Below are 19,564 nucleotides of genomic sequence, written 5' to 3'. Positions count from 1 at the left end.
AACGGCCTGCACGGGTGCCCGGGCGCGATTACTGCTTGAGGTTCACCATGCGCTCGACTGCAAGGCGCGCGCGACCGGCGATCGCCGGATCGACCAGAACCTCTTCCGTCATGTTGAGCAGGCTGTCGAGGATCTTCGGCAGCGTGATACGCTTCATGTGCGGACAAAGGTTGCACGGCTTGACGAAATCGACGCCTTCGACTTCCGCCTGGATGTTGGACGCCATCGAGCATTCGGTGACGAGCAGCACGCGCTGCGGCCGCTTGTCCTTGACATAGTTGATCATGCCGGAGGTGGAGCCGGAGAAGTCGCAGACTTCGATCACGTCCGGATGGCACTCCGGATGGCCGATGATCTCGATGCCCGGATTGGCCTCCTTGTAGGCGAGTAGCTCGGCCGCCGTGAAGCGCTCGTGGACCTCGCAATGGCCCTTCCAGGTCAGGATCTTCTTGTTGGTCTGGCGGGCGACGTTCATCGCCAGATATTCGTCCGGAATGCAGAGCACCGTGTCGGACTCGAGGCTTTCGACAACGGCGAGCACGTTGGACGAGGTGCAGCAGATATCGGTCTCCGCCTTCACGTCGGCGGACGTGTTGACATAGGTGACGACCGGTACGCCGGGATAGCGCTGCTTAAGCAGGCGCACATCGGCGCCGGTGATCGATTCGGACAAGGAGCAGCCGGCTTTGGCGTCGGGAATCAGCACGGTCTTTTCCGGATTGAGCAGCTTCGACGTCTCGGCCATGAAGTGGACGCCGCACTGGACGATGATTTCTGCATCGACCTTGGTGGCGTCGCGGGCGAGCTGCAGCGAATCGCCGACAATGTCGGCAACGCAGTGGAAGATGTCCGGCGTCTGGTAGTTGTGCGCCAGGATGACGGCGTTGCGCTCGTTCTTTAGCCGGTTGATCGCATGCACGTAGGGCGCATAGGCGGCCCACTCGAATGCAGGGATGAAATCCTTGACCTTCGCGTAGAGATGCTCGGTCTCGCGGGCGATCGCCGACGTGAAGGCGAGGTCCGGCTTGTCGATGACGCCGAAGCGTGCCGCAGCGCTCACGAACGCCGGCGCAGCAGACGCATTCGTGCGAAGGTCAAGACTGGTCATCGGGCTCTCCTCTCTCGCCGTTTTCCGGCCTGCCAATTATGCTCAATCTGAGCATAATTGGGTCAAAACAAAAGCGGCTGAGCCGCGGCGACTGATTTAGAAAGTTTTGTGACAGATTTCAAGGCATGAATGTCGCGCCCGAGACATCTCGGGCGCGACATTCATATTCAAGCCATGGCTGGACGGGCGACGCCCCTCTCCTCGATCGGCCAATGAACGATGGCCGCGAAGACGCCGAGTGCGACACCAAGCCACCAGACCGGATCATAGGACCCGAAGCGGTCGTAGAGATAGCCGCCCATCCAGACGCCGAGGAATGAGCCGATCTGGTGCGAGAGGAAGACCACGCCGCCCAACAGGCCAAGGTGGCGCGTGCCGAACATGATCGCCACGAGCGCGTTGGTCGGCGGGACCGTCGACAGCCACAGCAGGCCCATGACTACCGAGAAGATGACGACCGATGTCGGTGACTGAGGCAAAAGCAGGAAGGCAGCAACGGCGACGGAGCGCCCAAGGTAGATCCACACCAGGAAGTAGGGCTTCGAATAGCGCTGGCTGATGAAACCGGCCGACAGCGAACCGATGATATTGAAGAAACCGATCAAAGCGAGGGCGATCACCGCATAGCGCGCATCGATGCCGATGTCGCCGAGATAGGCCGGGAAATGCGCGGTGATGAAGGCGACCTGATATCCGCAGACGAAGAAGCCGGAGACGAGCAGCAGGTAGCTCCTGTGCCCGAAGGCTTCCTTCAAGGCCTCGCCGACGGTCTGTTTGGAAAGCGCTTCGGCGTGTCGCCCGGACGAGGCATTGCCGCGCAACGGAATGGCGAAGAGCGGTACCAGCAGCATCAGGAAGCCGAGATAGACGAGACTGTCGGACCAGCCATAGGCGGAGATCAGCCCCTGGCTCAGCGGCGCGAAGAGAAACATGCCGGCCGAACCCGCCGCCGTGCCGATGCCGAAGACGAAGGAACGATGATGGGGCGCGACGTTGCGCGCAAAGGCCGACAGCACGATACCGAAGGAACCGGAAGCGACGCCGAGACCGACCAGCACGCCGCCGCCGACATGCAGCCAGATCGGCGCGCTGGCGAAGGCCATGATGAAAAGGCCGCTGGAATAGAGCAGTCCCGAGAGCGCCAGCATGCGCCAGGTGCCGAACTTGTCGGCCAGCGCCCCGAAAAACGGCTGGCCGAGACCCCAGCAGAGGTTCTGGATCGCCATGGCGAGACCGAAGGTCGTCCGGTCCCAGCCGGTGTCGGCGAGCATCGGCAATTGGAAGAAGCCCATGGCCGAGCGCGGACCGAAGGTCAGCATCGCGATGATGGAGCCGGCGGCAATGATCAGCCAAGGCAGGTGGTCGGTTGAACGCGTAGCGGCTGGGGTGGCAGCAGACATGGAAAGCTCCGATTTTTTGAGGGGCCATCCTATGTCGCTCCCCAATCCGCGCAAAGCCAAATTAATTGACGGGACAATCACAGGAATTGATAGCGGACCGCCTGGCTTCAGCTCAACCGGTGCCGCGAAGTTTCATCGGCCAGCGCTCCGTACGCCGTCGCACGATGCTCGCCTCGTCGCCGATCCTGATAGTTCCCTCGCCCCTTGGCACGGCATTCCAGCCGAAGAGCACCCCCGGCACCCGGCGGTCAGCGGACATGCGCTTTTCCGCCAGCCCTTGAATCGGGTTGCCGCCGATGCGTTCGCCGGTCGTCTGGTCCTGGGTGGTCACGATGCATCGAGCGCAAGGCTTGACGAGATCGAAAGCAATGCCGGCTATCTCCAGGGTCTCCCACAGGTCCTCGGCCCAGGGATCGTCGCAATCGATGAGGATGTTCGTGCGAAAGCGCTCCATGCCGACCGGCTCCTGCCCCTTCTCGACGAGCGTGCGATTGAGGTCTGCGAGCGACCCGGTCGTGGTGATCAGCACCGGAAAGCCGTCGGCAAAGCCGACCGGCGCGGCAGTGCCGGCCCATTCGGCGCCGACGAAGCGTTCGGCCTCTTCGTCCATATGCACGAGCTTCACCGGTCGGCCGAACCAGGCCGACAGCGTTTCGTTCACGTCATCACCGGCAACGGCTGCATTCACGTCGCTCGACCAGACGCGGACATCGAGCCGGCTATCCGGATCGAAGCGCACGGACAGTTGGTTGCCGTTCATCTTCATGTGCAAGCCGCCTTCGATATGCGTCGCGTCGACCTGGGCAAGCACCTGCAATTCGCGTTGGGTGATGAAATGGCCATCGGGCTCGACCAGCATGAACCGTCGGTCGCCCGCCAGCCCGTCGAGATTGACCGTTACCGCCGTCTGCGGCACGGCGCGACCGCTTTTCAGGGGATGGATATTGAGACCGGTGACTTTCATCGCGTCTTTCCAAGTTCAGAGATCGATTCAGGCGGTTCGCGAGCTGATTCATCGCGCGGCCGCAACTTACTGAAAATCGGTCTAAATTTCATCGAGCAGCATGGCAAGCACGCTGCGAAGCCGGCTTTGCCGCTCCAGGGCATAGCGACGCCCCGCCGAAGTCTGGAAACCGTCTGCGAGGCGGAAGAGTTTCGTCTCGAAATGGTCGATTGCAAAGGCCTTATCGTCGAGCGGTCTGTCCTCTGCGAGGGGATCGAGTGGATCGTAGAGGCCGCTTCCCATGCGGCCGGCGATGTAGAAGCAGCGGGCGGCGCCGACCATGCCGATCGCGTCAAGCCGATCGGCATCCTGCAGGATTTTCGCCTCGAGCGTCTCGGGCGCGATATCGGCCGAGAAGCTGTGGGTCAGAATGGCATGGGCAACGGCCGAGATTTCCAGCGTGCGCCAGCCGAGGCCGTCGAGAATTTGCCATGCCTTTTCGGCGGCGAGCCGCGATGCGCCAGCCCGCAAAGGTGAGTTCTTCTCGACGGCGACGCAATCGTGCAGCAGGACGGCGGCCGCGAGTTGCCGGCTGTCGCCGCCCTCCTCCGCCTGTATGCGGGCCGCATTCTTCCAGACGCGGATGAGGTGCGCGGCGTCGTGGGACCCATCGTCGCTGGAGAAGGCATGCGGCAGGAGCTCGCCGGCAAGCTCCTCGTGCGGCGCGAAGGCGGCAGCCAAGGCGGCGAGGCGCGTCATGCCCTGCTTGCCCCCTCGCCCATATTGTCGGTCGCAGTCGAAACTGCGGCCGGGGGATCAGCCGCACCGTTGCCGCTGCTGGAAAGTATCCTTTGGTAGAAGAGCCCGATGCCGATCAGCACGCCGCCGAGGCCGATGAAGGAGAGTGCCCGCAGGAAGCCCTCGAGATTCGACATGTCGACGAGAAAGACCTTGAGCACGGCAATGAAGACCAGCACGGCCGAGGCGATGCGGATGCTCTTCGTGTTGAAGCGTGAGCCGACAACGAGCAGCAGAACGCCAAGCACCAGCCAGACCACCGAATAGGTGTAGGTCTCTCCCTGCAGGAAGCCTTTCCAGTCGGCCACGCTTTCGCCCTGCCAGAAGCGGCGCACGCTCAAGGTGGCCCAGGCGAAGGCAAGCACGGCGCCGCTGACGGCAAGCGCCACCACATAGGGCTGCGGACGCCGGTCGCGGGCATACCAGGCAAGGCCGGCATAGCCGATGGCGGGCAGCAGATAGCCGATGAAGAGGAGGTCGAAGAACGGGATTCTGCCGAGCAGCTCGCCGCTGAAATAGGGGTTAAGCCCGACGAGATGCGCCGAGAGCACCGACAGCATCGAGAGCACGCCGAGTACCATCCCGCCGTAGCGGAACACCGGGCTTGGCGATCTGCCGTCGAGCGTCATGAAGATGCCGGAAGCGCCGATCGCAAGCAGCGTGTAGATCGCCTGCTCGCCAAGGCTCGGAACGGAGCTGTCGAGAACGCCGCCATTCATCGCATGGCGCACCAGGATCGCGAGCGTCAGCAGCACGAAGAGACTCGCGAGCGCCTGCAAAAGGTTGCGCAGGCGCAAATCCGCGGAAGCGCGCAGGAAATAGGCGCAGCCGACGAGCAGCAGTGCCGGAATGCCGTAGCCCGGCAGGAGTGCATTGAAGACCGGCGTCGTTCCAAGGCTGCCGGGGCCGACGATGGTCGGCTCCCAGGCGATCCGCGCCAGTACGACGATGGCGGCGGCAACGGTCACCCAGGGCAGGACCGGCCAGGTGCGGAGACGCGTCGCAAAGGTGTAGCCGGCGCCGAGGAACGCGATTGCAAGCGTCGTCACCAGCCCGTCCGTCCACGCATGCAGGCCGATGACGAAGAGTCCGAGGGAACCCAAGGCGAGCAGCCCGATTGCGAGATCGAGTTCGCGTCCCTCGGCGTTGCGGCGGGAGAGCCATTCGACGAGGCCGAGGAGGAACAGGCCGCCCGCAAAGGCGGAAAGCCCATGCGGCAGGTCGAATGCGAAATTGCCGGTCATAAGGAACGACATTCCGATGAGAGTGCCGGGCACGACGGCAGCGATGCCGGCCCAAAGAATGGCAAATTGCCGATGCTCCGCGAGGCGCGAAAGCACCGCCGAGGCGAGCAGCAGGAAGAGCGCCGCGAGCACCATCGCCGTCAGCATGGCAGCCCGCCCCGGAACGACGATCTCCGGCGACGCCAATGTCGGGTCGAGATAGGCAAGGACGCCGCTGAGTGCGGTCAGCGTCCACGTCCCGACGACGGCAGCAAGAGACGCGAGCAACGCCGGATAGGCCGCAGTGGCCCGCAGGGCGCCGACGCCGGCGAGACCCGCGGTGACGACGACGAATTCGGCGATCGGGAATCGCGCCGCCTCGACCGCCGGGCTGATAAAGAGAAGCGCAAGGAGTGCCGCCACGATTGCCGCCGACAGCGAGATCGCCGCATGGGGCGGCGTGAAGAGCGTCTCCCAAGGGCCCCGAGCCGCGGCTGGCGATGCGATTGTTTCCGCCGTTGCACCGCTCGCGCGCTCGACGCCGCCGGGCCAGATCAAACCGACGCCGACGACCATCACCAAGAGCGCGGCGGCGACCGGCGGGGCCTCGAAAGGCGCGGCCAACGCGATATAGGCCAGTCCCCAAAGGCCGAGGCCGGCATTTGCGAGCGTCGGCACGATCGTCCAGCGGCGCAGGCGCGAGGCGGCAAGCGTCGCGAGCCAGGCGACCGAGAGAAACGCGAACAGCACCCACGGCCGCGGCTCGCCGCTGGAGACGAAGAGAGGGGTCAGCAACGACGCAAGCAGACCAAGACCGGCAAGCGCCTGGCCATGCAGCAGCGAGAGACCGACTGTCGCCAGCGAAATCAGCGCCAGCAGCGCGAAGGCCGGCGCCGTCCCAATGTAGCCGTAGATGCCATGCGCCGCATAGACGACGCCGAACAGCGTAACGGCGCCGGCTGCGGTCAGCACGCCGGGAATCATCGCATTGCGGAACCGGTCGGAAATCGTCGGCACCGCCCGGCGCCGGATCACTTCACCGGCGGCCCCGAGCACAAGGCCGAAGACCGCAGCGAGCGTGAGCCGGACCGTCGGGCTCAAAAGCCCGGCCTCGATCGAGTACTGCACCAGGAAAAAGCCGCCGAGCGCCAGCGCAAGTCCGCCGACCCAGACAGGCCAGCGTCCGCCGATACGGCTCTCGAGGCTCTCCGCAGACCGCGCGGCTGCGGGTTCGGCAGTCGCTACAACGGGAGACTCGCTGCCTATCTCGGCGCCCGCCGGGGCACTGCCGAAAATCTGCGCCCCCTCGCGCGCCTGCGACCACGGCCCCTGCACCGCCTCTACGCCGACCTCTGGCACAGTCGCTGCCTCGCCCTCTGTTGGCGCAGATGCCGCAGGATCGGACACGACCTCTTCAGGGGCCTGCGTCGCGAGTCGGGCGATCTCCGCCTTCAGGCTCTCGATTTCGGCGTCCAGTCGGTCTGCGGTCCTGCGGCCGCCGAGAAAGGCGGCAAGCGCCAGGACAAAGGCAACCAAGGCGATAAGCTCAAGCATGGGTCCCCCGACACCACGACGACTCGTGAACGATTCGCACAAGTTATCGCGGAATGCCAGCGGAGACATCCCGCTTGAACTTGCCCTTCCTCGCAACCGGAGGTTCTTTGCGGTAAATGTCTTTCGGGGGAGAAGAGCAGCAAGCTCTTCATCGAACTGTCGCAGAACTGTCATGGGCTAGCTGATAGAGCGAGGATGGACGCCGACCACAGGCGGCGCTTCGATCGTTCAAATGGGGAGTGACCATGGACAAGCATCTCGGCTCGACGGAAGAAACCGAATTCAAGACGCTGACGGAACAGAGGGAGGAGCTGGAAGATATCGGCCAGAACTGTTCCACTAACCCGACCATGGGCGACATCATCAACCGTCGCTTCTCGCGTCGGTCGTTCCTTGGCGGATCCCTTGCGGTTGCCGCCATTTCGACGACGGTCAGCCCGCTTGCGCTGCTTTCGGCCGATGAAGCTCGCGCCGAGAGCGCGTCCCGCTTCGACTTCAAGGAGATCGAGGCCGGCGTCGACGAGAAGCATCACGTCGCTGAAGGCTACGACGCCGACATCCTGTTGCGTTGGGGCGACAAGATCTTCGCTGACAGCCCCGAATTCGATCCGCTCAAGCAGACCGCCGAAGCGCAGGGCCGCCAGTTCGGCTACAACAACGACTATGTCGGCTTCATCCCGCTGGACGGGAGCCCAGACCATGGCCTGCTGGTCGTCAACCATGAATACACCAACGCCGAGATCATGTTCCCGAACTTCGCCCGCGTCGAAAAGGTGACGGAGGACGGCAAGGAAGAGGACAAGGTCGTTCTCGGCGAATACACCAAGGAACTGGTCGACATCGAAATGGCCGCCCATGGCGGCACGGTCGTCGAGATCCGCAAGGTTGACGGCAAGTGGCAGCCGGTTCTCGACGGCAAGTACAACCGCCGCATCACGGCAAATACCGAAATGCAGCTCTCCGGTCCGGTGGCCGGCCATGACCGCGTCAAGACCGTAGCCGACCCGACCGGCAGGAAAGTCTTCGGCACCATCAACAATTGCGCCGGCGGCGTCACCGCCTGGGGCACCTATATGATGGCCGAGGAAAACTTCAACGGCTATTTCGGCGGCGAGCTCGCCGAGGATCATCCGGAATTCAAGCAGCTGAAGCGTCTCGGCGCGCCCGGCAGCCAATATGAGTGGTCGAAGTTCTACGAGCGCTTCGACGTATCGAAGGATCCGAACGAGGCCAACCGCTTCGGCTGGGTCGTCGAGGTCGATCCGCTCGACCCGACCTCGGTGCCGAAGAAGCGCACCGCCGTCGGCCGTTTCAAGCATGAGGGCTGCGAATCGATCGTCAACAAGGATGGCCGCGTCGTACTCTATAGCGGCGACGACGAGCGTTACGACTATGTCTACAAGTTCGTGACGAAGGGCACATACAATCCGAACGACCGCGCCGCCAACATGGACCTCTTCGACGAAGGCACGCTCTACGTGGCGAAATTCGACGAGGACGGCACGGTCACCTGGGTGCCGATCATCCATGGCGAGGGCCCGCTGACGACCGAGAACGGCTTTGCCTCGCAGGCCGACGTCCTGATCAACACCCGGCTTGCCGCCGATGCGCTCGGCGCCACCAAGATGGACCGGCCGGAAGACATCCAGCCCAACGCGAAGACCGGCAAGGTCTATGTCATGCTGACTAACAACACCAAGCGCAAGGAGGAAGAGGCGGACGCTGCCAATCCGCGCGCCAAGAACGCCTTCGGCCACATTGTCGAGATCTCCGAAACGGATGGCGATTTCGCTTCGACGAAATCCAAATGGGACATCCTGCTGAAATGCGGCGACCCGAGCGTTGCGGAAGTCGGTGCTTCCTTCTCGACGGCGACGACGAAGAACGGCTGGTTCGGCATGCCGGACAATTGCGCGATCGACTCGGATGGCCGCCTGTGGGTATCGACCGACGGCAATAACGAGAAAGAGACGGGCCGCACCGATGGCGTCTGGGCGATCGAAACCGAAGGCGAAGGACGCGGCACATCGAAGCTGTTCTTCCGGGTTCCGGTCGGCGCGGAAATGTGCGGCCCAAGCTTCAACCCGACGAGCGACACCTTCTTCCTCGCCGTTCAGCACCCGGGCGATGCCGGCCTTGCCACTTACGAGAAGCCGGCAACGCGCTGGCCCGACTTCCGCGACGACATGCCGGTGCGCCCGGCAGTGGTCGCCGTGACCAAGCAGGGCGGCGGCAAGATCGCCTGATGCATGCCGCCCGAAAGTCCTCAGCGGCTTCGGGACAACGACATGCATAGAGCAAAGACCTGAAGCGCGTTGCACGGCTCCGTCCAAAGCGACGCGCTCTAAGGCCGAATTGCCGGTTCGGGTGCCGCATTGAAGGTGCGGCACCTGTTTCGCATCTCATGCTGCCGGGGGCGGGACCGGCTTCAGCGCCTTCAGTGTCGCATGGACGAAACCGTCTCGCGCCGAGGAAACGTCGACGCCGCGCGGTTCATAGACGTGGCGATTGAGGAAATAGGCCGTCAGGCGAAAGGCCGCGGCGAGGCTGTCGTAATCGGCCGCGCTGTCCCCTCCCGAGAGGAAATCCGGAAGCGCAAGCATGCGCTCCGCATAGGGTGCGCCGGCCGCACGGCTGACGGCGCGACCCGTTTTCGGCGACACGTAGACAAGTTCGGCCCGGGCGCCGGTCGCAGCACATTCGGAAAGATCGAGGCCGAAGCCGAGATCGTTCAGGACCGCCAGTTCAAAGCGCACGAACAATTCGCCGGCGTCGGCCGGGTCCTCGAGGTGGTCGACGATCACGGCGAGCGCCTCGTAAAGATGGGGATGCGGATCGCGCTCCGGCAGCAGCCGCAGCAGGGCGCCAAGCGCCTGGATGCCGTAGACCGAGGTCGCCGCCTCCATCAGTCTGGCGGCGCGCAGTTCGAACGGCTCGATGCGGAACTCGCCGAGATGTTCGTCGAGCCTGGCTCGCCAGGTGACTTCCACCGAATTGCCCGGCTGCAGCACCGGCTGCATCGTTCGCGAGCGGCCGGAGCGCACGAGCCCAAGATGCCGCCCATGCGCGGACGTCATGACCTCGGCGATAACAGAGCTTTCGCCGTGCCGCCGGATGCCGAGAATGATGGCCTGATCGCTCCATTGCATGGAAAAGGCATACACCCGCTGCGGAAAGCGGATCAAGCGAAGATAGCGCGTAAATCGGGCCGCGCCCCTGGGCCACCCAGACCAGCGACCGTCGCCCTTTCCGGGACCTGTTCGCCGCACTACAATTCTATCATTGTCCAGCCGAATCGCGGCCAGCCTTCCTGTACGAAGCGGCTGCCGTCCCCACGGACAACCACCAGGAGTGTTTGGAGTATGTGTGTTTCCCGCCTCGTCCAGCCTCTCACGCTCCTCCTTGTTCTGGCCGCGCTGGCGGGCTGTGCGACGAGTACCGCGCAGCCGCCCCGGCCGCGGGGACCGGATCCCTATTTCACGGCGATGTACGGACCGCAGCCGGACGAGGCGTTCCCCTTGCCTGCCACCGACATAAGCAAGGTCGATCCGCGCTTCCTGCGGCAGCAGGTGCCCTACGTCACCCACGAGCCGCCGGGCACGATCGTCATCGACACGCCGGACCGATACCTCTATCTCGTGCAGGGCGGCGGCATGGCGCTGCGCTACGGGATCGGCGTCGGCAAGGCGGGGCTGGAATTTGCCGGCGAGGCGCGCATCGGCCGCAAGGCCCAATGGCCCCGCTGGATACCGACCTCGGACATGGTCGCCCGCGAGCCGGAACGCTATGGCCCGCTTGCCGACGGCATGGATCCGGGCCCGACCAATCCGCTTGGGCCACGAGCGCTCTATCTCTATCAGGATGGCAAGGACACGCTGTTCCGGATTCATGGCACGACCGAGGCCTGGTCGATCGGCAACGCCGTTTCGAGCGGCTGTATCCGGATGTTCAACCCGGACATCATCGATCTCTATAACCGCGTGCAGGAAGGCACCCGAGTGGTGGTGATCCAGGCGCAGTCGCCGATGGAACCGGCCATGCCGCCGGTCGATGCTCCTCCCATGCAGACGCCCGCCGAAGAGGCACCGCTGGCATTCTGAGACGCTACCAGGCGTCCGGCTCGCGCACGAGATGGACGATATTGGCCGGGTTCATCACCCAGCCGCCGCGAAAGGCCTCGCCCAGATCCTCGACCGCATCGCAGCGCACCGCGCCGTTCGCGACGAGATGGCTCAAGGCCGCTACGTGATCGTCGGTGAACAGTTCCAGCCAGACTTCAGCCTGGCTCAAATGCGGCATCTCGTCGATCCAAAGCCGATTCGGCCCGAGTATGAAGCCCTTGGCCGGCAGTTTCTCGTCGAATGGCGGCAGACCGACGACGTCCCGGTAGAAGGCCAGCACGGCCTCGTATTCATGGCTCGGCACCTTCATAGCGATGTTGATGCCGCCCTTCATCTCCACTGACATCACGCGATCCCCTACACCTGCGGCTCGAGCGCCGGCTTGCCGGAGAGCTCGCTGACATAATAGCCCTCTCGGAGGTTGATGCCGTACTCGACCCAGGCCTTCATGCAGGCGAGCATCTGCGACCATCCCTCGCAGTTAAGATACGAGCTCTTCTGCCCCTGCTGGTTTTCGCGCCAGCCGCTTTCGGCAATGGTCACCATGGTGGCTCCGTCCTCGAGCGGCTGGAATCGCATTTCGACTCGCGTCTGGTATGGGGACTCTTCCTTCGCAACCATTGCGCCCCAGCGGAAGACGATCCGTTCATGGGGCTCGACCACCTCCACCTCGACCGGGACTTCGCCCCACCAGGTCACCGTGGCGCCGGCGACCAGCGGACCGCTGACGCCGCCGAGCGTCACGAAATAGCGGCTGAGCTTGTCGGGATTGACGACCGCGTCGAAGACCTCCTCGACGGGACGGGCAATGCGCCCGTTCACACGAAATTCGAAAGCCATGACGACCTCCTCTCGATTGTCTTCGGGCATAATATGTTATAAAAATATAACATGTCAATTGATTCGAAGGACGACGCGGTTTTCAAGGCCCTGGCCAATGGCCGGCGCCGTCAGATTCTCGATGCGCTGAAGGAGGCGCCCCGCACGACAGGCATGCTGTGCGAGCGATTTTCCGATCTCGACCGCTGCACCGTGATGCAGCACCTGAAAGTGCTGGAGGAGGCAAATCTCGTTCTGACCAGGCGCGAAGGGCGGGAACGATGGAACCATTTGAATGCCCTGCCAATCCGAGCCATTCACGACCGCTGGATCAGCCAGTATTCCGGCCATGCGATGTCCGTGCTCACGGCCCTGCAGCAGCAACTCGACGGTGAGCCGGAGTGACGGTTTCGTCTTTCCATTGCCCGGCTTTCTTCGTATGAACGATCGAGTTCAAGAAGACCGGGGGCATTTCCGTGCGTTACCTCATTACCGGCACCGCGGGCTTCATCGGCTTTCATGTCGCCAAGCGGCTGATCGACGATGGGCATTTCGTTGTCGGCTTCGACGGCATGACGCCCTATTACGACGTGACGCTCAAGGAGCGCCGTCACGCCATCCTGGAGCGCTCCAACGGCTTCAAGGCCGTGACCGCGATGCTCGAGGACCGCTCCGCGCTCGACCGCGCCGCAGAGCTTGCGGAACCGGAGGTCATCATCCATCTCGCCGCGCAGGCGGGCGTTCGCTACAGCCTTGAAAATCCGAAGGCCTATGTGGACGCCAACCTTCTCGGGTCCTGGAACGTGCTCGAGCTTGCCAGGGCGATCGGCCCGAAGCATTTGATGCTGGCATCGACCTCGTCGATCTACGGCGCCAATGAGAAGATACCCTTTGCCGAGGCCGATCGGACCGACGAGCCGATGACGCTCTATGCGGCGACGAAGAAATCGATGGAGGTGATGGCTCACAGCTACGCCCATCTCTATAAGGTGCCGACCACCGCCTTCCGGTTCTTCACCGTCTATGGTCCCTGGGGCAGGCCCGATATGGCGCTCTTCAAATTCGTCGATGCCATCCTTAACGGCCGGCCGATCGATATCTATGGAGAGGGCCGGATGAGCCGTGACTTCACCTATATCGACGACCTGGTCGAAGGCATCCTGCGGCTTTCCCACGTGGCGCCCTGCGAAGCCAATCGCGTCGGCCCGGAACTGGCGCAGGATACGCTTTCCCGACAGGCGCCGTTTCGCGTCGTCAATGTCGGCGGCGGCCAGCCGGTGGAGCTGTTGACCTTCGTCGAGACTGTCGAGAAGGCCGTCGGCAGGCCGGCTATGCGCAACATGCTGCCGATGCAGATGGGCGACGTGCCGCGGACCTACGCCTCACCGGATCTGCTCGAGGCGCTGACCGGCTTCAAGCCGACCATCGACGTCGAGGAAGGCGTCGCTCGTTTCGTCGAGTGGTATGAGCAATATTATCGCCCTGCAGCGGCCCACGCCTGAGGACAACCGAGCGATTCGTCGCCTTGGAAAACGCCCCTGTCATTTTCAGGTCGAAAAACGGTCCTATTTGCCTATCAATGGATGCGTAGCTCCCAAGGCTCGATAAGGACTCAACAACAAAGGAAGAGCGGATGAAGATTACGATGATTGGCGCCGGCTATGTCGGCCTCGTTTCCGGCGTTTGTTTCGCGGATTTCGGCCACGACGTCGTCTGCCTCGACAAGGACGAGAGCAAGATCGCGGCGCTTAAGAAGGGCGAGATCCCGATCTTCGAGCCGGGGCTCGACCATCTGGTCGCCAGCAACGTCGCTGCAGGGCGCCTGCACTTCACCACCGACCTCGCGCCCGCCGTTTCCGGCAGCGACGTCATCTTCATCGCCGTCGGCACGCCGTCGCGCCGCGGCGACGGCCACGCGGACCTCTCCTATGTCCATGCCGCCGCACGCGAGATCGCTGCCAATCTCAATGGCTTTACCGTCGTCGTCACCAAGTCGACCGTCCCCGTCGGCACCGGCGACGAAGTCGAACGCATTATCCGCGAAACCAATCCGGAGGCGGACTTTGCCGTCGTGTCCAATCCGGAGTTCCTGCGTGAGGGCGCGGCGATCGATGATTTCAAGCGGCCCGACCGAATCGTCATCGGCCTTGCGGATGACGACCAGCGCGCCCGCGACGTGATGACCGAAGTCTATCGCCCGCTGTATCTGAACCAGGCACCGCTGGTCTTCACCTCGCGCCGCACCTCGGAACTGATCAAATATGCCGGCAACGCCTTCCTGGCGATGAAGATCACCTTCATCAACGAGATGGCCGACCTTTGCGAAAAGGTGGGCGCCAATGTCCAGGACGTCGCCCGCGGCATCGGGCTCGACGGACGGATCGGCGCCAAGTTCCTGCACGCCGGCCCCGGCTACGGCGGCTCGTGCTTCCCCAAGGACACCCTGGCGCTCGTCAAGACCGCACAGGACCACGACAGTCCGGTACGGCTGGTCGAAACCACCGTCGCGATCAACGACAACCGCAAGCGGGCCATGGGACGCAAGGTGATCACTGCGGTCGGCGGCGACGTGCGCGGCCGCAAGATCGCCGTGCTCGGCCTGACCTTCAAGCCGAACACCGACGACATGCGCGACAGCCCGGCGATCGCCATCGTCCAGACGCTGCAGGATGCGGGCGCCCAGGTCACGGGCTACGATCCGGAGGGTATGGACAACGCGCGCAAGGTCATCGAGGGTCTGGACTATGCGAGCGACCCCTATGATGCGGCGGCGGAAGCGGATGCCCTAGTGATCGTCACCGAGTGGAACGAGTTCCGGGCGCTTGACTTCAAGCGGCTGAAACGGACGATGAGCACGCCGCTGCTCGTCGATCTGCGCAACATCTACCGCAAGGACGAGATCGCCCGGCACGGCTTCACCTATGCCAGCGTCGGCCGGCCGGACTGATCGGCGAAGAGACTGAAACGGGGGCGGGAGAAAGATATGCATCTCCTGCTCCCGCTCTTGCGGTCCGGTTCTGAAAAGGTGGTTCGGGATTGGGATTTCGCGTGTTGGCGCGCGCGCCATCACGGATGGCGGAAACAAGGTCGGCCGCTGAAAGTTATCTGGCTCCTAGGCCTTCGGACCAACGGGAATAATCGTCTCCCAGCTCTTGCCGGCCAAGATCACGCAGCTTCGGCCTGACACGTCGGTTATGACCAGGGTCCACGTGCCGTTGTCGGCGGCGTAGAGTTCCATTACTGCCTGCTGATTGACCATTCCGAATGCGGCCTGCTTCTCGGAATATTGCTTGGCGAGGAACTCAATCACCTGCGCGCGTTCGGCGCAATTCACGACGCCCTGCGCGCCTGCTATCTGGGGATATACGGTTAACGCCGCCGCCAAGAGGACGGCTTGCGGAAAGACGCGGATTGCATTGCATGCCACGATGCACCTCCTTCGCCGGGATTCCCGGCGGAAGAGGGTTTTTCCGCTGACCTGTTCCGCCGAAGTCCGGCATTCCTATGGTCGGCATCAGCCACGAAGAACATCGCGTCACCGCCGATGAGCACGTAACGATCCTTGATGCCGCGCCGTTCCACGCAGGGCTATTTTTTCTTCATCGCCTCCATCAGCGCCGCGCCGAAGGCGCCCTGAGCAGGTACCTGCGATTTCTGCGGCCGCGCAGCCGAATTGCGGTTGATGGCGCTCGATGACGGCCCCTTCGCCTCCCGTCCGGTTTCGGCGCCGCCGTCCTTGCGCATGCTGAGCCCGATGCGTTTGCGCGCCACATCGATTTCAGTGACGCGAACCCGCACCACGTCGCCGGCCTTCACCACCTCATGCGGGTCCTTGACGAAGCGATCGGCAAGCTGCGAGACGTGGACGAGCCCGTCCTGGTGCACGCCGATGTCGACGAAGGCGCCGAAGGCCGCGACATTGGTCACCGTCCCTTCGAGCTGCATGCCGACCTTCAAATCCTTGATGTCGTCGACCCCCTCGGCGAAGGTCGCCGTCTTGAAGCTCGGGCGCGGATCGCGGCCCGGCTTCTCCAGTTCGGACAGAATGTCCTTCACCGTCGGCAGACCGAATCGTTCGTCGACGAAGCTGCGCGGATCGAGTTTCTTCAGCGCCGCACTGTCACCCATCAGCGAGCGCACGTCCCGGCCGCAGGCTGCGACGATCTTCTTGGCCACGCCATAGGCCTCCGGGTGCACGGCCGAGGCGTCGAGCGGCTCGGAACCGTTGGTAATCCGCAGGAAGCCGGCGCATTGCTCGAAGGTGCGGGCACCGAGACGCGGCACCTCGAGGAGTTGCTGCCGATTTGCGAAGGCGCCCATCGCATCGCGATGCGCCACGATCGCTTCGGCCGACGACTTGCCCAGGCCGGAAACGCGCGCCAGCAAGGGTGCCGATGCGGTGTTGAGATCGACACCGACGGCGTTCACCGCATCCTCGACGACGGCGTCCAAAGAACGGCTGAGGTGCGACTGGTCGACGTCGTGCTGATACTGGCCAACGCCGATCGATTTCGGTTCGATCTTGACCAGTTCGGCGAGCGGGTCCTGCAGCCGGCGGGCGATCGACACGGCCCCGCGCAGCGAAACGTCAAGGTTGGGAAATTCCGCCGCCGCCGTCTCCGAAGCGGAATAGACGGAGGCGCCCGCCTCGGAAACGATCACCTTGGTGGGCTTCGGCGCCGGCATCTGGGCGAGCATATCGGCGACGAGCTTCTCCGTTTCGCGGCTGCCGGTGCCGTTGCCGATGGCAATCAGTTCGACCTTGTGTTTGCGGACGAGCGCCGCGAGTTCGGCCTGCGTGCCGCGAATGTCGTTCTTCGGAGGGAACGGGTAGACTGTCGTCGTATCGAGCAGCTTGCCGGTGCCATCGACGACCGCGACCTTGACGCCGGTCCGGATGCCGGGATCGAGACCCATGGTCGGCCGCGAGCCGGCCGGTGCCGCAAGCAACAGGTCCTTGAGATTGCGCGCGAAGACGCGGATCGCTTCCTCCTCGGCGCGTTCGCGCAGTTCGCGCATGAGGTCCAGCGACAGAGAAAGAGACAGCTTGACGCGCCAGGTCCAGCCGATCACCTCCAGCAGCCATTTGTCCCCGGGCAGGTGCCCGCCGACCTCATAGGCGGCAGCGATCATGCGCTCGACCGGCTTTTGCGGAGATGCGGCCTCCTGGTCGACGACGATGTCGACCGAAAGGACTTCTTCGTTCCAGCCGCGCAGCATCGCCAGCGCGCGGTGGCCGGGTGCCGTTGCCCAGCGTTCCGAGTGATCGAAATAATCGGAGAACTTCGCCCCCGCCTCCTGCTTGCCCTCGACGACCTTCGCCCGCAGGAACGCCGCCTCGCGCATGTGATTGCGCAAGCGGCCCAGCAGGTCGGCGTTCTCGGTCATGCCTTCGGCGATAATGTCGCGGGCCCCGTCGAGCGCCGCCTTCACGTCCGGCACTTCGGCGGAAAGGAAGGCCCCCGCCCGGTCGGCCGGCGCGATCGAGCGATCGGCAAGGATCGCCTCGGCGAGCGGCCCGAGGCCGCGCTCCCGGGCAATCTCCGCCTTGGTCCGCCGTTTCGGCTTGTAGGGCAGGTAGATGTCTTCGAGTTCCGCTTTGGTTACGGCGGCGGCGATCTTGCCTTCCAGCTCGTCGGTGAGCTTGCCCTGGCCACGGATCGACTCGAGAATGGACGACCGGCGCGCTTCGAGCTCCCGCAGATAGGTGAGCCGTTCCGCGAGCGTGCGCAATTGGGTGTCGTCGAGACCGCCGGTAACCTCCTTGCGGTAGCGGGCGATGAAGGGCACCGTCGCCCCGGCATCGAGGAGTTCGACGGCGGCGCCAACCTGGGCGGCAGTCGCCTTGATCTCGCTTGCGATGATGGCGGCGATGGGTTTTGCGGTCATGTCTGCGTTCCGTCTGCTGTTTCCAAGCCGGACCATACTGACGCAGACCATGAAGGCCAAGTGAGGGCGGTTGAGCGCTCGTTCGCACTCCACAGAAGATGGCAGCGCCGAACATCCAGCAGGCGAAGCGGAATGCCCCCTCCTCGTGTTTAACCCGAGGACTACCCCTCTCCCCGCCCGCGGGGACAGGGAAGTCTAAGACGGCGCCGCGCGTCCCTTCTCCCCGCCTGCGGGGAGAAGGTGGCCGGCAGGCCGGATGAGGGGCAGAAAAACACCGCGCGCCCCGCTACACCGCGACGAGCTCCAGCCGCGAGCGGGTTTTCTCGAACTCCAGCAATTCGCGCTCCTTCGCTTCGATGTAATCGCGCGAGACCGGCACGGCCCCCAGCGACGGCGAGAGCTGAAGCTGGAAGATGAAGTGCTTGTCGTAGAGGAAGGCGGTTTCGGAGGCGGCGAGATAGAACTCCCACATCCGGAAGAAGCGCTCGTCATAGAGCTTCACCGCTTCCTCGCGCCGCGCAACGAAGCGCTCGCGCCAGGCGCGGAGCGTCCAGGCATAGTGCATCGGCAGGATCTCGATGTCCTTGACAAGCAGGCGCGTGCTCTCGACCGGCGGCAGGACCTCGGAAAGCGCCGGGATGTAGCCGCCGGGGAAGATATACTTTTCGATCCAGGGATTGGTCGCCCAGGGCTTGTAGACCTGGCCGATCGAATGAAGCAGCATGACGCCGTCGGATTTCAGCAATTCCTTCATCTTGCGGAAGAAATTGCCGTAGTTGCCGATGCCCACATGTTCGAACATGCCGACGGAGACGATCCGGTCGAATTGCCGCCCCTGCAGGGTACGGTAGTCCTGCAATTCGAACCGCACGCGATCGGACAGCCCGCGTCTGGCGGCGCGTTCGCGCGAGACCTTCAGTTGCTCCTCGCTGAGCGTGATGCCGGTGACTTCGACGCCCGTCGCTTCGGCGAGGTACATAGCCAAGCCGCCCCAGCCGGAACCGACCTCCAGCACCCGCTGGCCCGGTTCGAGCAGCAGCTTCGCGGCTATATGGCGCTTCTTCGCGCGCTGCGCCTCGTCGAGCGAAATGCCCGGCGGATGGAAATAGGCGCAGGAATATTGCCAGTCCTCGTCGAGGAAGAGGTTGAATAGCTTGCCGTCGAGATCGTAGTGATGGGCGACATTGTAGCGGTTGCGGTTGACCGGCAGCCGGCTTTTTAGCTGCTGACGAAATACGTGCCCGAGGGCGACGATGGAATTGAGGAAGGTCGCCGCTTTTTCCACACCGTTGCTCTTGATGATCGACAGGACGTCGAAGATATCGCCCTCTTCGATGACAACACGGCCGTCCATGTACATTTCGCCGAATTTTAGGCCGGGGTCGTACAATATGGCCTTTTCCGCCTCAGCGTCCGTTATATGCATGGCCGCGGGCTTCCCCGTGCCATCCCCAAGAACAACTTTCTTTCCCGATGAAAAAATGACCGTCAGAGTTCCCTTCTGGACAAGACGGCGAAGCAACTTCAACAATGCTGCATTCATTTCCAACCTCAGCGCCAGACCTATACGGGCATATCCGTTCTTCCGCATGGAGCGGGCGGTTCGGTTGGCCTCCGGAAGGTGTGCGCGCCGGGACGGCGCCGATTGAGTCCGGAAGCAGCGAGAACCGGCTCGGGCAAGCCTCACGGCCTCCGGCGGGCTGGCGCCG

At 63.6% G+C, this 19,564-nt stretch carries 16 protein-coding genes; 5 read left to right on the top strand and 11 right to left on the bottom strand.

Annotated features, from left to right (window positions below; translation table 11 throughout):
* Nucleotides 1-28: 28 nt before the first annotated feature.
* The 5 genes from nadA to CO664_RS16520 form a co-directional block, all read right to left on the bottom strand.
* Nucleotides 29-1,108, bottom strand: coding sequence for a quinolinate synthase NadA (nadA, locus tag CO664_RS16540; RefSeq protein ID WP_097539367.1), 1,080 nt, complete (start codon nucleotides 1,106-1,108; stop codon nucleotides 29-31).
* Between the two features lie 167 nt (nucleotides 1,109-1,275).
* Nucleotides 1,276-2,508, bottom strand: a complete 1,233-nt coding sequence (locus CO664_RS16535; protein WP_037413732.1) for an MFS transporter — start codon at nucleotides 2,506-2,508, stop codon at nucleotides 1,276-1,278.
* Between the two features lie 112 nt (nucleotides 2,509-2,620).
* Complete coding sequence (locus tag CO664_RS16530) at nucleotides 2,621-3,472, bottom strand: MOSC domain-containing protein (protein ID WP_097539366.1); 852 nt, start codon at nucleotides 3,470-3,472, stop codon at nucleotides 2,621-2,623.
* 81 nt (nucleotides 3,473-3,553) lie between these two features.
* Complete coding sequence (locus tag CO664_RS16525) at nucleotides 3,554-4,210, bottom strand: HD domain-containing protein (protein WP_097539365.1); 657 nt, start codon at nucleotides 4,208-4,210, stop codon at nucleotides 3,554-3,556.
* The gene (locus CO664_RS16520; protein ID WP_097539364.1) at nucleotides 4,207-7,026 is read right to left on the bottom strand and encodes a DUF2339 domain-containing protein; all 2,820 of its coding nucleotides are present in this window, start codon (nucleotides 7,024-7,026) and stop codon (nucleotides 4,207-4,209) included. The genes CO664_RS16525 and CO664_RS16520 overlap by 4 nt, the downstream gene beginning before the upstream one ends.
* Before the next feature lie 245 nt (nucleotides 7,027-7,271).
* On the opposite strand from CO664_RS16520, the gene CO664_RS16515 reads away from it, so the two are divergent.
* On the top strand, nucleotides 7,272-9,272 hold the full coding sequence (locus CO664_RS16515; protein WP_097539363.1) for a PhoX family phosphatase: 2,001 nt from the start codon (nucleotides 7,272-7,274) through the stop codon (nucleotides 9,270-9,272).
* A gap of 156 nt (nucleotides 9,273-9,428) precedes the next feature.
* Here the strand turns inward: CO664_RS16515 and recO are convergent, their stop codons facing one another.
* A complete protein-coding gene (gene recO, locus CO664_RS16510) occupies nucleotides 9,429-10,175 on the bottom strand; it encodes a DNA repair protein RecO (protein WP_176536609.1) in 747 nt (248 codons plus the stop codon).
* Between the two features lie 213 nt (nucleotides 10,176-10,388).
* Here recO and CO664_RS16505 point away from each other — a divergent pair, with 213 nt between their 5' ends.
* Nucleotides 10,389-11,126, top strand: a complete 738-nt coding sequence (locus CO664_RS16505; RefSeq protein ID WP_037413720.1) for a L,D-transpeptidase — start codon at nucleotides 10,389-10,391, stop codon at nucleotides 11,124-11,126.
* 4 nt (nucleotides 11,127-11,130) lie between these two features.
* On the opposite strand, the gene CO664_RS16500 is transcribed toward CO664_RS16505, so the two are convergent.
* Together CO664_RS16500 and CO664_RS16495 are read right to left on the bottom strand one after the other, a co-directional pair.
* Nucleotides 11,131-11,493 (bottom strand): glyoxalase/bleomycin resistance/dioxygenase family protein, encoded by a 363-nt coding sequence (locus CO664_RS16500; protein ID WP_037413715.1) that lies wholly within the window; start codon nucleotides 11,491-11,493, stop codon nucleotides 11,131-11,133.
* 11 nt (nucleotides 11,494-11,504) lie between these two features.
* Nucleotides 11,505-11,987 (bottom strand): SRPBCC domain-containing protein, encoded by a 483-nt coding sequence (locus tag CO664_RS16495; protein ID WP_097526536.1) that lies wholly within the window; start codon nucleotides 11,985-11,987, stop codon nucleotides 11,505-11,507.
* A 51-nt stretch (nucleotides 11,988-12,038) separates the two neighbouring features.
* On the opposite strand from CO664_RS16495, the gene CO664_RS16490 reads away from it, so the two are divergent.
* From CO664_RS16490 to rkpK, 3 genes are all read left to right on the top strand, one after another.
* Complete coding sequence (locus CO664_RS16490; RefSeq protein ID WP_037413707.1) at nucleotides 12,039-12,371, top strand: metalloregulator ArsR/SmtB family transcription factor; 333 nt, start codon at nucleotides 12,039-12,041, stop codon at nucleotides 12,369-12,371.
* Between the two features lie 71 nt (nucleotides 12,372-12,442).
* Complete coding sequence (locus CO664_RS16485; protein ID WP_097539361.1) at nucleotides 12,443-13,468, top strand: NAD-dependent epimerase; 1,026 nt, start codon at nucleotides 12,443-12,445, stop codon at nucleotides 13,466-13,468.
* A 131-nt stretch (nucleotides 13,469-13,599) separates the two neighbouring features.
* On the top strand, nucleotides 13,600-14,913 hold the full coding sequence (rkpK, locus tag CO664_RS16480) for a UDP-glucose 6-dehydrogenase (RefSeq protein ID WP_037413704.1): 1,314 nt from the start codon (nucleotides 13,600-13,602) through the stop codon (nucleotides 14,911-14,913).
* A 165-nt stretch (nucleotides 14,914-15,078) separates the two neighbouring features.
* Here the strand turns inward: rkpK and CO664_RS16475 are convergent, their stop codons facing one another.
* From CO664_RS16475 to CO664_RS16465, 3 genes are all read right to left on the bottom strand, one after another.
* Nucleotides 15,079-15,393, bottom strand: a complete 315-nt coding sequence (locus tag CO664_RS16475) for a hypothetical protein (RefSeq protein ID WP_097539360.1) — start codon at nucleotides 15,391-15,393, stop codon at nucleotides 15,079-15,081.
* A gap of 161 nt (nucleotides 15,394-15,554) precedes the next feature.
* Nucleotides 15,555-17,855, bottom strand: coding sequence for a Tex family protein (locus tag CO664_RS16470; protein ID WP_097539359.1), 2,301 nt, complete (start codon nucleotides 17,853-17,855; stop codon nucleotides 15,555-15,557).
* 286 nt (nucleotides 17,856-18,141) lie between these two features.
* Nucleotides 18,142-19,398, bottom strand: a complete 1,257-nt coding sequence (locus CO664_RS16465; RefSeq protein ID WP_097526569.1) for a cyclopropane-fatty-acyl-phospholipid synthase family protein — start codon at nucleotides 19,396-19,398, stop codon at nucleotides 18,142-18,144.
* Nucleotides 19,399-19,564: the final 166 nt, after the last annotated feature.

Source organism: Sinorhizobium sp. NG07B (genome assembly GCF_002532005.1).
Taxonomy (GTDB): domain Bacteria; phylum Pseudomonadota; class Alphaproteobacteria; order Rhizobiales; family Rhizobiaceae; genus Sinorhizobium; species Sinorhizobium fredii_C.
The sequence above is the reverse complement of the archived record's forward strand: the minus strand, read 5'-3'. Positions and strand labels throughout refer to the sequence as shown.